The 16,007-nt window shown below is 72.3% G+C and carries 12 protein-coding genes; 6 read left to right on the top strand and 6 right to left on the bottom strand.

Translation table 11 applies throughout. From position 1 onward, the window contains the following. Positions 1-64: 64 nt before the first annotated feature. Complete coding sequence (locus SRB17_RS27915) at positions 65-1,210, bottom strand: aminoglycoside phosphotransferase family protein (protein WP_153542851.1); 1,146 nt, start codon at positions 1,208-1,210, stop codon at positions 65-67. A 331-nt stretch (positions 1,211-1,541) separates the two neighbouring features. Between SRB17_RS27915 and SRB17_RS27920 the strand changes: the two genes are divergently transcribed. Beyond that, positions 1,542-3,035 carry a hypothetical protein gene (locus SRB17_RS27920; RefSeq protein WP_323376329.1) on the top strand — a complete coding sequence of 498 codons (1,494 nt, stop codon included), beginning with the start codon at positions 1,542-1,544 and terminating at the stop codon, positions 3,033-3,035. A 99-nt stretch (positions 3,036-3,134) separates the two neighbouring features. Here the strand turns inward: SRB17_RS27920 and SRB17_RS27925 are convergent, their stop codons facing one another. Further along, a complete protein-coding gene (locus SRB17_RS27925; RefSeq protein ID WP_153542853.1) occupies positions 3,135-4,565 on the bottom strand; it encodes a PP2C family protein-serine/threonine phosphatase in 1,431 nt (476 codons plus the stop codon). A 345-nt stretch (positions 4,566-4,910) separates the two neighbouring features. Here SRB17_RS27925 and SRB17_RS27930 point away from each other — a divergent pair, with 345 nt between their 5' ends. Further along, on the top strand, positions 4,911-5,327 hold the full coding sequence (locus SRB17_RS27930; protein WP_153542854.1) for an SsgA family sporulation/cell division regulator: 417 nt from the start codon (positions 4,911-4,913) through the stop codon (positions 5,325-5,327). A 132-nt stretch (positions 5,328-5,459) separates the two neighbouring features. Beyond that, positions 5,460-7,484 carry a phosphocholine-specific phospholipase C gene (locus SRB17_RS27935; RefSeq protein WP_153542855.1) on the top strand — a complete coding sequence of 675 codons (2,025 nt, stop codon included), beginning with the start codon at positions 5,460-5,462 and terminating at the stop codon, positions 7,482-7,484. On the opposite strand, the gene SRB17_RS27940 is transcribed toward SRB17_RS27935, so the two are convergent. Continuing rightward, positions 7,474-8,499 carry a Gfo/Idh/MocA family protein gene (locus tag SRB17_RS27940; RefSeq protein ID WP_153542856.1) on the bottom strand — a complete coding sequence of 342 codons (1,026 nt, stop codon included), beginning with the start codon at positions 8,497-8,499 and terminating at the stop codon, positions 7,474-7,476. The genes SRB17_RS27935 and SRB17_RS27940 overlap by 11 nt on opposite strands. Before the next feature lie 105 nt (positions 8,500-8,604). Continuing rightward, positions 8,605-9,699: a chemotaxis protein gene (locus tag SRB17_RS27945; protein WP_153542857.1), complete on the bottom strand. Its 1,095-nt coding sequence runs from the start codon at positions 9,697-9,699 to the stop codon at positions 8,605-8,607. A 156-nt stretch (positions 9,700-9,855) separates the two neighbouring features. On the opposite strand from SRB17_RS27945, the gene SRB17_RS27950 reads away from it, so the two are divergent. Further along, complete coding sequence (locus SRB17_RS27950; RefSeq protein WP_153542858.1) at positions 9,856-10,635, top strand: alpha/beta fold hydrolase; 780 nt, start codon at positions 9,856-9,858, stop codon at positions 10,633-10,635. A gap of 235 nt (positions 10,636-10,870) precedes the next feature. Continuing rightward, positions 10,871-12,712 (top strand): asparagine synthase (glutamine-hydrolyzing), encoded by a 1,842-nt coding sequence (asnB, locus tag SRB17_RS27955; RefSeq protein ID WP_153542859.1) that lies wholly within the window; start codon positions 10,871-10,873, stop codon positions 12,710-12,712. On the opposite strand, the gene SRB17_RS27960 is transcribed toward asnB, so the two are convergent. Beyond that, entirely contained in the window at positions 12,702-13,232 is a 531-nt protein-coding gene (locus tag SRB17_RS27960) for a DUF4232 domain-containing protein (protein WP_153542860.1), read from the bottom strand. The two genes, asnB and SRB17_RS27960, sit on opposite strands and share 11 nt — an antisense overlap. Before the next feature lie 133 nt (positions 13,233-13,365). Further along, entirely contained in the window at positions 13,366-14,961 is a 1,596-nt protein-coding gene (locus SRB17_RS27965; protein WP_153542861.1) for an alpha/beta hydrolase, read from the bottom strand. A 283-nt stretch (positions 14,962-15,244) separates the two neighbouring features. On the opposite strand from SRB17_RS27965, the gene SRB17_RS48155 reads away from it, so the two are divergent. Continuing rightward, the gene (locus tag SRB17_RS48155; protein WP_153542862.1) at positions 15,245-15,898 is read left to right on the top strand and encodes a chaplin; all 654 of its coding nucleotides are present in this window, start codon (positions 15,245-15,247) and stop codon (positions 15,896-15,898) included. The last annotated feature ends 109 nt before the right edge of the window (positions 15,899-16,007 follow it).

Here is a 16,007-nt window from a genome sequence, read left to right on the forward strand (position 1 = left end):
TGCCCGGAGACACGAAGGTCCGCGGTGCGCCGCCGCTCCGGCGCACCGCGGACCTTCGTCCCCGTCAGCGAGTTCCGACCGCCGCTCGGACGGCCCTGCGGGCCATCTGGCAGTCGTCGTGCAGCCGCCTGAGCAGCAGCCGCTGTTCCTCGCCGGACGGCGCAGCACCCGGGTGGGCCACGCCCGGTGCCGCCGGGGCCACCTCGTGCATCGAACGCTGCACGGCCGTCTCGTAGGTACGGATCTCCCGGGTCAGCACCAGCATCAGGTTGACCAGGAAGGCGTCCCGGGAGGCCGGGCCCGCGGACTGGGCGATCTGGCTGATCTGCCGCCGGGCCACCGGCGCGTCCCCGAGGACCAGCCACAGCGTCGCCAGGTCGTACCCCGGCAGGTACCAGCCCGCGAGCTCCCAGTCCACCAGCACTGGACCGGCCGGTGACATCAGGATGTTCGACAGCAGGGCGTCGCCGTGGTTGAACTGGAGCATGCCGTGCCGGCCCACCTCGTGGGCGATGCCGTGCAGCAGCTTCTGGAGGTCGCCGAGGTCCCGGTCGGTGAGCAGGCCCAGCTCGTGGTACCGGGAGATCCGGGCGCCGTAGTCCAGGGGCATGTCGAACGTGCCCGCCGGGGGCCGCCAGGCGTTCACCCGGCAGATCGCGCCCAGCGCGGCCCGGATGTCCGCGCGGGGCGGCGCCTCCACCGGATGGCGCTGCAGCGCCGCCACCCGGCCCGGCGCCCGCTCGATGACCAGGGTGCAGTTGTCCGGATCCGCCGCGATCAGCCGGGGCACGCGGACCGGTGGCCGGTGCCGGACGAACGAGCGGTATGCGGCTATTTCGTGACGGATCCGCTCGGCCCAGGCGGGCGAGTGGTCCAGCAGACACTTGGCCACGGCCGTGCCGCGCCCTGCTGTCCCGACGAGGAGGACGGACCGTCCGCTGCGCCGCAGGACCTGCACCGGAGTGAACTCCGGACAGATCCGGTGCACCGATGCGATCGCGGTGCGCAGCTGCGCGCCCTGGGGACCGGACAAGTCGAGTCTCCCGCTGAGCGGTTGGGTACCGACCTGGCCCGGCACCCGCCGGAGCCGGCCCGCGACCGGCACGGGGCCGCCCGGACGCGCCGCCGGGTCCAGGTACGGCCCGCCGCCCGCGGGGCGGGAACGCAGCGGCCGGGGCGGGGCGGACACGGAGGACGATGCTGCGTACATGGGAGATACAGATCCCTTCGTGTGCCTGCGGTGCCTGCCTGTGGTGCGTGCTCGGGGCACATGCGCGGGGCCGGAGCGCGGGGGAGCCCGTACTCCGTTCGCATGCACTGCGAGCGTGCGCCTGCCCGCCCCGGCCGCCCGGGTGCACCCTGGGGAATGCACCCGCCAGCTCGGCGAGCCGAGCGGCGACCGGGTCGGGGTGGCGCGTTCCTACTCGACACCCGATGCCCAGTGGCACACCATCTGGCGGACCCTGGCGAACCCTGGCGAATAGTCGCCCGGCAACCTGCACCGGGCTACTGTCAACTCAGCCGAGAACCTGGGGGCTTACGTGAGCGGACAACCCAACACCCGCCTTGCGGACCTGTTCGGCCTGGCCGGCTGGTCCAAGGGGGAACTCGCGAGGCTGGTCAACAAGCAGGCGGCGGCCATGGGCCACCCCCAGCTGTCGACCGACACCTCCCGGGTCCGTCGGTGGATCGACATGGGAGAGATCCCGCGCGATCCCGTGCCGCGGGTGCTGGCAGCCCTGTTCACCGAGCGTCTCGGCCGTGTCGTGACCATCGAGGACCTCGGTCTGGTACGGCACGGGCGTACGGGGAAACGGCAGGGCGACGGGATCGAGGAACATCCCGACGGCGTGCCGTGGGCGCCCGAACGTACCGCCGCGGTCCTCACCGAATTCACGGGAATGGACCTCATGCTCAACCGACGCGGCTTGGTGGGCGCGGGTGCCGCGCTCGCCGCGGGATCCACACTCAGCAGCGCCATGTACGACTGGCTGCACACCGACCCGGCCCTGAAGGCCGACGCCCCCGTCCTCGACGACCCCCTGCACGCCGACCCCGCTGGGTTCGACCGCTATGAGGCCGCCCCCATCGGGTCGCAGGAGATCGAGGAACTGGAGCGCTCGGTCGAGGTGTTCCGCGCCTGGGACGCCGCCCGTGGCGGCGGGCTTCAGCGCAAGGCGGTCGTGGGCCAGCTCAACGAGGTGGGCGGCATGCTCGCCTACCACCATCCACCTCATCTCGAGCGGCGCCTGTGGGGCGTCGCCGCCAACCTCGCCGTCCTCGCGGGCTGGATGTCGCACGACGTCGGCCTGGAGCCCACGGCGCAGAAGTACTTCGTTATCGCCGCCCATGCCGCCCGCGAGGGCGGAGACCGGCCGCGCGCCGGCGAGGCGCTGTCCCGGGCGGCCCGGCAGATGGTGCACCTCGGCCGGCCCGACGACGCACTGGACCTGATGAAACTCGCCCAGGACGGCGCCGGCGACCGCCTGCAGCCGCGCACGAAGGCGATGTTCCACACCATCGAGGCCTGGGCGCAGGCGTCGATGGGCAAGGGCCAGGCGATGCGCCGTACGCTCGGGCAGGCGGAGGACATGTTCGTCGCCGACCGGGGCGACGGGGAACCGCTGGACTGGATGCAGACCTTCAAGGACGAGGATCTGTACGGCATGCAGGCGCTCGCCTACCGCACGCTGGCGGAGTTCGACCCGAGCGCGGCCACGCACGCCCAGCACTACGCGGACAAGGCGCTCTCGCTGCGGGTCGACGGCCGGGAGCGGTCGAAGATCTTCGACCATCTGTCCATGGCATCGGCCTGCTTCATCGCCGACGACCCCGAACAGGCCGACCGCTACGCACGGCTGGCCCTGATGTCGATGGGCTCGAACTCCTCCCGGCGCACCTGGGACCGGCTGCGGCAGATGTACCGGCTGACCGCGGAGTACGCCGGCTATCCGAGGATCCACGAACTGCGGGAGGAGATCCGGCTCGCCCTGCCCAAGCCGAGGGCCAAGGGCACGGGCAGCGCGCAGGCGTGAGCCCACAGGCTCAGGGCCTGTGCGCCGGATTCCGTCGCTGACCTCAACCCATCAGTGACGCCAACCGATCGGTGAGCCGAATTCATCCGTGACGTCGACTCATGCGGTGACCTGGGCGACGAGCACACAGGCGTCGTCCTCGCGTGCGGCTCCGCCGAACTCCTCGACCACCGTCCGCACGCAGTCCTGCGCGGTGCGCGCCGCGCCGAACCGTGGGGCGAGGTCGAGCAGGCGGTCCACGGCCGCGTCCGGGCTGTGCCCCGGCACCAGCCCGTCGGTGTGCAGCAGCAGCAGGTCGCCCGGCCGGAGGGTCTCCTCGGCCTGCCCGTAGACGGCGCCGGAGGTGGCGCCGAGCAGGACGCCGTCCGGTGCGTGCAGCAGGCGCCCGGTCCCGTCGCGGTACAGCAGCGGGGCGGGGTGTCCAGCCTGTGCCCAGACCAGGGTGCGGGTCTCGGGCCGGTAGCGGCAGCAGACGGCGCTGCCGAGGGCGGGCTGCACGGTGGCGTCCAGTAACTGGTTGAGCATGCCCAGCAGTTCACCGGGCGGGCTGCCGGCCAGCGCCATCCCGCGTACGGCGCCGAGCAGCATCGCCATCCCGGAGGTGACGGCCACTCCGTGCCCGGTGAGGTCGCCGACGCTGAGCAGGGTGTCGCCGTCGGACAGTTCCAGCGCGTCGTACCAGTCGCCGCCGAGCGGGGTGGTCGTCGCCGCGGGGAGGCGGCGGGCGGCGAGGTCGAGGGTGCGTGGCCCCTGGCGCGGGAGCCGCAGGGAGCCGCGCCATGGCGGTAGCACGGCCTCCTGCAACTCGACCGCGATCCGGTGCTCGGTCTGCTCCTGCCGGAGCTGACGCTGCAGCGAGTCACGGGTCTCGCGCACCGTCCGCCGGCAGCGGCGCAGTTCGCTGACGTCGCGCAGCACGGCCCACATCGAGGCCGTGCCGCCGTCGGCGCCGAGCACGGGTTCGCCCATCATGTGCACGGCCCGCACGGAACCCTCGGGCCGCAGGACGCGGAACTCGCCGTCGATGGGTTTGCCGTCGACCAGGCAGTCCGTCACCATCGCGGTCAGTTTCGGCCGGTCCTCCTCCAGGACCAGCGAGGGCAGTTCGTCCAGGGTGAGGGCGGGGGCGTCCGGGTCCAGGCCGAGGATCTGGTACAGCTCCCCGGACCAGGTCGCCTCGTCCGTCAGCAGGTTCCACTCCGCGCTGCCGACGCGGCTGAGCAGCGAGCCGCTCGGGGCCGGGGCGGGCGCGGGCCGGACGGCGGGCGCCTCGGCCGGTCCGGCCGACTCGGCGGCGGGCCCGTCCCGCAGCTGGGCCAAGTGGGCGTCGAGGTCCTCCAGTTGGTGCAGCGCGAGGTCGTACAGGGCGCGCTGCCAGCGTTCCTCCGGGTCCGCACCCCCGCCGCGGGTGTCCCGCCGTACGGCGTCCACGTCGCCCTTGAGCCGCCGCGCCTGCGTTATCAACGCCTCGACCGAGCCGCGTCCGGGTGGTTGGGCGGCTGGGTGGTCCGCGGAGACCGGTGACGGCATGACGCACTCCGTTGGGGACGAGACGGCCGGGGAGGACGGGGGGCCGTTACGACTCTCGCACAGCCCGCGACGCCCCGTAAGGGATTTGGCAACACACGATACGGTGGTGCTTTCGGCATATGCCAGAGTCTTCCCGGAGCGATCCCCGCGCACGAATGACGTACGCGCCGCGCGGGCCAAGTCGTAGGGGAACTACGCGTGTTGCCCGGTCCGGGCCGCTTTTCCCCGGCGGTCACGCGTGTGTTCGTCGCTCTTGTGTTCCCGTGTGCGGGAAGCGTCTTGTACCCGTCGAACTGTGACCGGATTTCGCGGCATTCGAGGCGCCATCGCGGAGTCCGTTAAAGCATGGACGCCATCACTGTCGTACAGCCCGCCCAGGCCCGGCTCATCACCGCCGAGGACCACGAGATCCCCGTGTCGGCCACGCTGCGCTACACCACGGACGATCCCCTGGCCGTCCTCGTGGACTTCCCGGCCGAGGCCGCCCTGGACGGCGAGGAGGTCACCTGGGTCTTCGCGCGTTCCCTGCTCGACGAGGGGCTGCGGGCCCCGGCCGGTCGCGGGGACGTCCAGATCTGGCCGTACGGCCGCACCCGCACGGTCATCGAGTTCCACTCGCCCCACGGGCTGGCCCTGCTGCAGTTCCCCGCGTCCTGTCTGCGCCGCTTCCTGCTGCGCACGTACGGGGTGGTGGCGTTCGGGCAGGAGGATCTGGCCACAGTCGTGGAGCGGGGGCTGGGCGCCCTGTTCGGCGGGGTATGAGGCGAGCACCCGGGCGTCTTTGACCTTTGTTCACCTCCGCCTCACCGCTCCGGTATGGACCCCGACGACCGGCGCGGGCACCCTGTCGCGCGGCGTGCCGCAGGGGCACCGAAGGTGACAAGGACGGGGCGAATGACACCGATCAGCCGAAGAGGCTTCGTGGGGCTCGGCGCATCCGTGGCGGCGGGTGTGGCCCTGGGCGCCGGCACGCGCACCACGGCCGCCGCGGCGACCACGGCGACCGGCACCATCAGGGACGTGCAGCACGTGGTGATCCTCATGCAGGAGAACCGCAGCTTCGACCACTACTTCGGCCGGCTGAAGGGCGTGCGCGGCTTCGGCGACCGCAGCGGCATCACCCTCAGCGGCGGCCACCCGGTCTTCGACCAGCCCAACGGGCTGGGCCGCCAGTACCCGTGGAAGCTCAGCGCGACCCCGTCCGCCGGCGGCAAGGACGGCGAGACCCTCGCCCAGTGCAACGGCGACCTGCCGCACTCGTGGTCCTCGCAGCACTCCGCCTGGAACAAGGGCCGCATGGACAACTGGGTCGCCGGCGTCGGAAACGTCCGCTCGCTCGGCTACCTGGACCGCTCCGACATCCCCTTCCACTACGCGCTCGCGGACAACTACACGATCTGCGACGCCTACTTCTGCTCCACCCTCAGCGCCACCGGCCCCAACCGCACCTACCTGTGGAGCGGCAAGGTCGACTCCGCCAGCTACGACGGCGGCGACGAGTCCGGCCTGACCTGGCAGAACTACGCCGAGGCGCTGCAGGCCGCGGGGGTGAGCTGGAAGGTCTACCAGAACGCGGCCGACAACTACGGCGACAACGGCTGCGCCTACTTCAAGAACTTCGCGAACGCCAAGCCGGGCGACCCGCTGTACGACCGCGGCATGTCCTCGGTGCCCAAGGTGACCGGCTCCACCCCGGACGACATCGCCGCCGCCATCAAGGCCGACGTGCTCGCGGGCACCCTCCCGCAGGTCTCCTGGATCGTGCCCAACCAGGCCTTCTCCGAGCACCCCTACGCCCCGCCCGGCGACGGCGCGCACTTCGTCAGCCTCGTCTACCAGGCCCTCGCCGCCGACCCGGACGTGTTCGACTCGACCGTCCTGTTCCTCAACTACGACGAGAACGACGGCTATTTCGACCACGTGCCCCCGCCGGCGCCGCCCGCCGGAACGCCCGGGGAGTTCCTCAACGGGGTGCCGTACGGCTTCGGATTCCGCGTTCCGATGCTCGTCGTCTCGCCCTGGACGCGCGGCGGCTGGGTCTCCTCGGAGGTCTTCGAGCACACGTCGGTGCTGCGCTTCCTGGAGACCTGGACGTCCGCCATCGGCAAGCCCGCCGAGTGCCCCAACATCAGTGACTGGCGGCGCAAGGTCAGCGGCGACCTCACCGGCGTCTTCGACTTCGCCAACCCCGTCCACGGCACGGTCTCCCTGCCCGCCACCGGCGTCATCGGCATCGACACCTGCGGCCCGCTGCCCAACCCGGTGCCGACCGACAACGCCCTGCCCGCGCAGGAGACCGGCACCCGCCCGGCCCGCGCGCTGCCGTACCAGCCGGGCGGCTACCTGGATCACCTGGAGTTCGGCGCCGCCGGCAAGATCCTCGCCTGGTTCACCATGACCAACCAGGGTGGTCCGGCCTCGCGGGCGGCCCACTTCTCCATCCACCCCAACGCCTACCGCGACACCACGCCGTATCAGTACACGGTCGACGCGGGCGGCACCGCCTCCGACTCCTTCAACATCGGCACGGGCTTCGGCGGCGGCGCGTACGACTTCACCATGGTCGGTCCGAACCGCTTCCTGCGCCGCTTCCAGGGCGACGCGACCAAGGCGGGCAAGTCGGCGGAGGTGAGCACCCGGTACGCCGTCGAGCCGGGCACGGGCAAGCTGGCCATCTACTTCAAGATGGCCAACTCCGGCTCGGCCTCGGTGAAGTTCACCATCACCTCCAACCACTACCGCGGCGACGGCCCGTGGACCTACACCGTCGCAGCGGGAGTCTCGACGGAGGACTACTTCAACGCCGTCGCGTACCAGAACGGCTGGTACGACTTCACGGTGACCGTCGACTCCGACGCGACCTGGTCGCGCCGGTTCACCGGGCACCTGGAGACAGGCGCAGCGAGCGTCAGCGGCTGACCCTGGCGTACAGGTCCGGGCGCGGGGCGAGATCGACGGCCACCCGGCCGCCGGTCTCCAGCGCCCGGACCCCCGCCTCGGCGACGACGGACGCGGCGTAACCGTCCCAGGTGCTCGGGCCGGTGACCTCGCCCCGCCGGGTGGCGTCCACCCAGGCCTGTACCTCGCGGTCGTAGGCGTCGGCGAACCGGACGAGGTAGTCCTGCGCCACCTCCTCACGGGCGCCGCCCGCCGTGGTGACCACCATGGTGTGCTCGTCGCCGATCCGGGCGCTGCCCCGCTCGCACACGGCCTCGCAGCGCACCTGGTAGCCGAAGCCGCAGTTGACGAAGACCTCCACGTCGACCAGCGCGCCCCCCGCGGTCTCGAACAGCACGAACTGCGGATCGAGCAGCCCCTCGGGAGCGTCCGTGGACGGCGTGGGACGCAGCACGGTCACCGCCGTCAGCTCCTGCCCGAGCAGCCAGCGGGCGGCGTCGATCTCGTGCGAGACCGAGCTGTTGATCAGCATGGCGCTGGTGAAGTGGCCGGGGGAGGAGACGTTGCGGTGGGTGCAGTGCAGCATCAGGGGCCGGCCCAGACGGCCGTCGTCCAGCAGCGCCTTGAGCCGGCGGTACTCGGCGTCGTAGCGGCGCATGAAGCCGATCTGCGCCAGCCGGCGGCTCAGCCGTGCCTCGGCCTCCACCACCCGCAGGGCACCCGTGGAGTCGGGCACCATGGGTTTCTCGCACAGCACCGGCAGCCCGCGGGCGAAGGCCGCGAGCAGCGCTTCCTCATGGGCGGGCCCGGGGGAGGCGATCAGCACCGCCGCCACGCCGGGGGCGTCGAGCGCGGCCACCGGGTCCGCGTGCACGGTCACTCCGTCGAGCCCCGCCACCGCTTCCTCGGCCCGCTCGACATCGGGGTCGGCCACCGCCGCGACCCTGGCTCCACTGACCACTTGGTCGAGGCGTCGTATGTGGTCGCCACCCATGTGTCCGGCACCCAGTACGGCCACTCCCAGCAGGTCACCCATGCGCGCGCTCCCTTACGCCGACGATCACGCCGTAGCGTACGCCGGGCGGGGAGCGCCGCTCGGGGACGGCCGGGGACGGCCGGGGCAGGCCAGGGCGGGGAAGCCTCAGTACCGCAGCACCCCGGCCATCCCGTTGGCGTCGCCCAGCGTGCCGTCGGGCACGAAGCGGACCTCGGCGCCGGTCTCCAGACACTGCTCGACGATCTCGTCCACGATGTCCTCGCGGGCGTCCAGGTCGCCGGATTCGGCCGGCACCAGATGCTCGCCCAGTTCGCTGACGGTGGCCCGGTAGTTCTCCTCCACGGCGAGCAGCCGTACCCGGCCCTCCTGGGCGCTCTGCCACAGCTCGTCGAGACCGGCCGCGAAGGTCCGGCGCCCGCGTGCCGAGATCAGCTCCCGGATCACGGCCGTGGTGTCCTTGTGGGACTCCTCCTCCAGCACCGGCCGCAGCGCCTGCCACACCGCTTCGGGCCCTGCGTGCGCGAGCCCGCCGTGCGGGACGTGGACGGCGCACTTGGCGACGCTGCCGACCTCGTCCAGCAGGGACAGCGCCGCCTGCTCGCCGGTGATGTACAGCGGCCGGGGCTGCTCGCGCAGGAGGGTGCTCATGGCGGTGTCCGCCTCGCGCAGGAAATGGCGCGTGCCCTCGTCGCGGAAGACGCTCGGCTGGTCGCCGATCTGCATCTGACGCTCCGCGTCGAAGTTCTCCTGCCGCCGCTCCAGCGGGAAACCGCCGGACTCGTCCGCCACGACACGGCCCTCGCCGCCGCTCCACAGGGTGACGCGGTCCGGGGAGACCGACAGCGCCCAGAAGGGCCGTTCGGCGGCTTGCGCGGCGACCAGATTGCGGGTGAGGAAGGTGTCCGAGAGCACCACCCGCTCGGGGACGGTGCGGGCCAGGGACCAGACCTGGTGCTCGCCCGGAGCGGCGAAGATCACCAGGCCGTCCTCGGCGTGTGCCAGGTCCACCTCCGCCAGCGCCCGGTCGAGCTGCGCCACGACGTCGTTGCGCCGCTCACGGGTGACGGAGGGATCGGACTCCAGGCGTTTGCGCGCCTCGGTGACGACATTGCGCAGCCGGACGGGATCCTGCTCGTTGTCCGGTTCCCGGCGGTGTGTCGGGGTCAGCACGGACACCGCCGGGTAGGGGCGCGGGCGCCGCAGTTCGGCCAGCGTTGCGGGACTCAGTGCGTGCTCCATGACAGCACGATAGGGCGGATTCACCCGTACGGCATTCGGGGTGTTCCGGCCCCGGTTCCCGCAGCGAATTCCCCCGTGGAACCGGTGACGAGGTGCCCCGCGGACGGCTACGGTACCGGCCAGTAACCGGACCGCGCCCACCCCAGGAGGCCTGGCATGCCGCAGCTCGAAGTCGACGGAGCGGCCCTGACGTACGACGACGAGGGCCCCCGTGACGCGCCGGAGGTGCCGCTGGTGTTCGTGCACGGCTGGACCGCGAACCGGCACCGCTGGGACCACCAGATCGCCCACTTCTCCGCACGACGCCGGGTGATCCGGCTGGATCTGCGCGGGCACGGGGAGAGCACCGGCGCCGGGGCGCGCACGATCGCGGAGCCGGCGCGGGACGTCCTGGCCCTGCTCGACCACCTCCAGGTCGAACGGTTCGCGCTGGTCGGCCATTCGATGGGCGGGATGATCGCGCAGACCATAGCCCTGGACCACCCCGAGCGGGTGGAGCGGATGGCGCTGGTGGGCTCCATCGGCCGGATGACGTACAGCCGCGGCCGGGGCCTGCTCATGGCCGCCTCCACCCTGGTGCCGTACCGGCTGTTCGTGGCCGCCAACATCCAGCGCGCCTTCGCGCCCGGGCATCCGCGCGAGGAGATCCGCGCGCACATCCGCGCCTCCGCCGCGACCCCGCGCGAGGTCGTGATGACGCTGTACGGCGCGATGCGCGCCTTCGACGTCCTCGACCGGGCCGGGGAGATCCGTACGCCCACCCTGATGGTGCACGGCTACCACGACGTCCAGCTGCCGGTGCGGCAGATGCTGCGGATGGCCATGGCCTACCCGGACGCGGTCGTCCGCATCCTCGACGCGGGCCATGAGCTGCCGCTGGAGAAGCCGGCCGAGCTGACCGAGGCGCTCGACTCGTTCCTGGCCGTGAAGGAGTAACGCCCGAGCCGGTTGGCCAAGTTTTTGCCTGTGGCCGGTTCGCTGCGCTGCCGGCCCGGAGTTCCGGCGATCCGGAGATTTCGCGAAGGCAAAACACGGCCGGAACCATGGGGGAGTGCGTGTCGTGCGTGTTACGGCCGCGTTGACCGCGTCGAACACCTGGCGGAGGCTCGTCGTATAGGTGCTCGATACAACTGGTTTGCTCTTGATGCGAGCCGGAGGCAGGAGGCAGCGCATGTGCGGCATCACAGGATGGGTCTCCTTCGACCGCGACCTGACCGCCGAGGCCACCACATTGCATGCGATGACCGAGACGATGGCCTGCCGCGGCCCGGACGACCGTGGCGTCTGGGCCGCGGGCCCGGCCGCCCTGGGCCATCGCCGGCTCGCGATCATCGACCTCCCCGGCGGCCGTCAGCCGATGTCCGTGGTGACCCCGGAGGGAACCGTCGCCATGGTGTACTCCGGGGAGGCCTACAACTTCACCGAACTGCGCCGGGAGCTGGAGGGCCGCGGCCACCGGTTCACCACCGACTCCGACACCGAGGTCGTCCTGCACGGCTACCTCGAATGGGGTGACGCGGTCGCCGAACGGCTCAACGGCATGTACGCGTTCGCGGTCTGGGACGGCCGGCACGACAAGCTTGTGATGATCCGCGACCGCATGGGCATCAAGCCGTTCTACTACCACCCCACCTCCGACGGCGTCCTGTTCGGCTCCGAGCCCAAGGCGATCCTCGCCAACCCACTGGCCCGCCGCCGGGTGACCCTGGACGGGCTGCGGGAACTGTTCGTCATGGTCAAGACGCCCGGACACGCGATCTGGGACGGCATGCGCGAGGTGGAACCCGGCACGGTCGTCACCGTCGACCGCTCCGGCCTGTCCACCCGCGTCTACTGGCGCCTGACGACCCGGCCGCACACCGACGACCGCGACACCACCGTCGCGACCGTGCGCTCGCTGCTCGACGACATCGTGCGCCGCCAGCTGGTCGCCGACGTCCCGCGCTGCACCCTGCTCTCCGGCGGCCTCGACTCCTCCGCGATGACCGCGATCGCCGCCCGGCAACTCGGCCGGCAGGGCGAGAAGGTGCGCAGCTTCGCCGTCGACTTCGTCGGCCAGACCGACAACTTCGTCGCCGACGAACTGCGCGGCACCCCCGACACACCCTTCGTGCACGACGTGGCCAGGCTCGCGGGCACCGACCACCAGGACATCGTGCTCGACGCGCAGTCCCTCGCCGACCCCGCCGTGCGTGAGCAGGTGATCCGCGCCCGCGATCTGCCGGCCGGCTTCGGCGACATGGACGCCTCGCTGCTGCTGCTCTTCCGCGCCATCCGTGAGAAGTCGACGGTGGCGCTGTCCGGGGAGTCCGCCGACGAGGTCTTCGGCGGCTATCTGCAGTTCTTCGACGAGGAAGCCCGCCGCGCCGACACCTTCCCGTGGCTGGCGACCATGGGGCGCCACTTCGGCGACGACGCCGACGTCCTGCGCGCCGACCTCACCAAGTCCCTGGACCTGGGCCGTTACATCGCCGACGGCTACCACGCCGCCGTCGCCGGCATCGAACGGCTGGACGGCGAAAGTGACTTCGAGTACCGGATGCGGCAGATGAGCCACCTTCACCTGACCCGCTTCGTGCGGGCCCTGCTCGACCGCAAGGACCGGATGAGCATGGCCGTCGGCCTGGAGGTCCGGGTGCCGTACTGCGACCACCGGCTGGTCGAGTACGTCTACAACGTCCCGTGGGCGCTGAAGTCCTTCGACGGCCGGGAGAAGAGCCTGCTGCGCGAGGCGGCCGCGGACGTCCTGCCGCGGTCGGTGTACGAGCGGGTCAAGAGCCCCTACCCGTCCACGCAGGACCCGCGGTACGCCCGCGCCCTTCAGGAGCAGGCCAGGGAACTGCTCTCCCGGCCCTCGCACCAGGTCTTCGACCTCGTCGACCGCGACCGGCTCCGCCAGGCCGCCGAGCGCGAGGCGCCGGTCAGCACCCAGGCGGCCCGGCGCGGCCTGGAACGCGCCCTGGACCTCGCGCGGTGGCTGGAGGTCTACGCGCCCGAGGTGATCACCGGCTGAGGCCGATGGCCCGGTCCGCGGCCGCCCGCGTGGGCTGCCACCACGTCGTCACCGGCTCCCACACCAGGACGTGCGGTCCGGTGCCGAGCCGCGCCGCGGTGAAGGAGCGGCCCCGGTGGGCGGCCGAGGCGGCCACGGTCACGGTGTCCACCCGGCGGGCCTCGGGATCCGCCGGGTCGCCGACGGTGCGCAGGTCGGCCCAGGCGGTCCGCCCGGCTCCGAGCCGGTAGTCGCCGGTGCCGCCCTCGGGCGTCGGCAGCGCGGCGCCGTCGAGGTCCCCGAAGGCCACCGTGGGCACCCGGTCGACGAGGCACGCGCGGGCGCCGCGGTGGGTGACGCCGACCCGCAGCACGGTCGGATCGCCGGGCACGGCCTTCGCCCGGACCGTCAGCGACTTCTCGGCGCAGCGGACGGTCCGGGCGGTTTCCGCCGCTGCGGCCCGGCTCTGCGGTGCGGTCAGCGACAGGCCCGCCGCGGCGGCCGAGGCGGCGGACACGGCGATGGCGGCGCGGAAGCGCATGGTGGCGTCCCCCTGTCGTGTTCGTGTACCGGGATACGGCGGCCGGAGCGGGCCTGCCCGGGATGACGGCCGCCAGGGCCGTGGGGTTGTGCCGGCTGCACGGCTGTCACCCGGGTGCGCGCCCCTGCTGTCATCAGCCGGTGGTGGTCGTGGTGGCGCTCCAGTCGTTGCCGTCCGCCGGGCAGGAGCTGCCGCTCGGCGGCAGGGAGCCGTAGAGCAGGAAGTCGTCGATCTTCTGGTGCACGCACCTGGAGGAGGCGTAGCCGGTGTGGCCGTCGCCCTTGTTGTCGAGCACCACCGCCGACGGACCGAGCCGTGCGGCGGTCTCCACCGTCCACCGGTACGGCGTCGCCGGGTCGCCGCGCGTGCCCACGAGCAGCATCCTCGCCGAGTGGACGTCCTTCACCCGGTGCCGGATGAAGTCGGTGCCCTTGGGGCGGCCGTAGCACAGGAGCAGCTCGGACAGCCGGTAGCGGCCGAAGACCGGCGAGGCCTGCTCGTACTCGGCCAGCAGACTCTTCAGGTCCTTGGTGATCCGTGCCGCGCCGGGCCGGTCGGGATCGTCGGCACAGTTGATCGCCATCAGCGCGGCCTCGAGGTTGTCCGCCGGCACGTTCTGCGGATCGACCAGACCACCGTCGCGGTGGCCGGCGAGCGGCAGACCGGAGCCGCCGGTGGCGAAGTTCAGCACGCCCCGGTCGTCGCCGTCCTGGACCAGCGAGGCCAGGGCGCGCTCCAGGGAGGGCCACAGCTGCTTGCTGTAGAGGGCCTGCCCGATGGCGCCGACCAGGTCCTGTCCGGAGAACGAGCCGCCGAATTCCGTAGGGAGCGGATTCGCGTCGAGCGAGCGCACGAGACCGACCACCTGGTCCCCGGCCTGGCGCCGGTCCTGCCCGAACGGACAGGCGACGTCCGTCGTACACCAGTCCAGGAAATCGTCCAGCGCGGTCTGCTGCCCCTCGGCGCCGGCCACCCCCTGCTCGGACAGCGGCTCGGTCAGGGTGTCCACGCCGTCGAGGGCGATCCGGCCGACCTTGTGCGGGAACTGCGCCGCGTACACCGCGCCGAGTCGCGTCCCATAGGAGAAACCGAGGTAGTTGAGCTTCTTGTCGCCGAGGGCCTGGCGAATGACGTCCAGGTCGCGGGACGCGTTCACGGTGCCGATGTGGGGCAGCACCGGGCCGGAGTTGCGGGCGCATGTGTCGGCGGCCTTGCGCAACGTCGCGAGCAGCGCCTGCGGATGGGCGAGGCCGGCCTCGTCGTCCATCGCGCCGGCGGCCTCGTCGCTGCCCTCGCCGCAGCTCACGGGGGAGGAGCGGCCGACGCCGCGCGGGTCGAAGCCGACCACGTCGTAGCCGTTGGTCAGGTCCATGAACTTCTTGCCGTCGAGGGCGAGTTCAGGGATGCCCGCGGCGCCGGGGCCGCCGAAGTTCAGCAGCACCGAGCCCCGCTTCTTCCCGGTGGCCTGGTAGCGGGCGAGGGCCACGTCGAGCGTGCCCGCGTGCGGCCGGGCGTAGTCCAGCGGGACGGTGACCTTGCCGCACTGGAGGTCCTTCGGCATGTCCGGGCCCGTGCAGGTGGCCCAGGTCACCGTCTGCCGGTAGAAGCGGGACAGGTCGGGGTGTGGCCCGGCGGCCGCGGGCAGCCCGGCGCCGAGCAGCGTCAGGGCGAGGGCTCCGGTACCCGCGCAGCGCCGCACGGCGGGCCGTGTGGACAGCTTGACCAGCATCGACGCCTCCCGGGACGCCTGTCGCGGACCGGGGGACGGCGCCCTCGGATCACCATAAGCGGGCCCCGTACGGCCCGCCTCCGGGCGAGCGGGACGGTGCCCGGTGCCGTACCCTGCCCGGCCTCCGTGCGCCGTTATCGATCATTGAGCGTCTTTACATGCAGTTCGATAACACTGTCGCTCGACGGGGTGAACGACCGATAAGCCATAACTCAGATGGTTCGCCCGCGTTTTACGGGATGCGGGTGAGTGCCCGCGACGAAGTCTGGAAGGCAGGGAACCTATGAGACGGGCTACCCGAAACGGTGTGATCGCCGCCGTCGCCGCCTCCGGAGCGATGGCCGTGGCGCTGCCGGTGTCCGCCGCTTTCGCCGCCGACGGTGCCGCCGCCGACGGCTCCGCGGCCGGCTCGCCCGGGCTGATCTCCGGCAACGGCATCCAGCTCCCGGTGCACGTGCCGGTGAACGTGTGCGGCAACACCGTGAACGTGGTCGGGCTGCTCAATCCGGCCACCGGCAACGCGTGCGCGAACCGCACGCACCGCGACGCCGGAACGGGCGGGTCGGCGACGTCCGGCGGCGCCTCCGCCCACGGCAGCGCGAAGGACTCGCCCGGCGTGCTTTCCGGCAACACCGTCCAGGTCCCCGTCGACCTGCCGGTCAACGTCAGCGGCAACAGCGTCAACGTGGTCGGGGTGGGCAACCCGGCCGAGGGCAACCGGTCGGTCAACGGCCCCGTCGGCCGGCCCCGCACCCCCCGCACCCCGGCTCCCACCGTGCGGCGCCCGAACGCGCCACGCCCGGCCACGGTACCGGCGGCCGCCACGCTGGCCCACACCGGCACGGACGTCACCGTGCCCGCCGTCGCCGGCAGCGCCGCGTTCCTCCTCACGGGCACACTCCTCTACCGCCGCTTCCGCCCTGGCAGCACCGACTGACCACCCCCCCGCCACAGGCCCCACCGGACGCCGGCCCGGTGGGGCTCGGCGCCATGTCCGGCCACCCTCCCGGGACCGGCGGACCTCGCGGAGCGGACCTCGCGGAGCC

It is taken from the genome of Streptomyces sp. RB17 (assembly GCF_009604455.1).
In the GTDB taxonomy this organism is placed as follows: domain Bacteria; phylum Actinomycetota; class Actinomycetes; order Streptomycetales; family Streptomycetaceae; genus Streptomyces.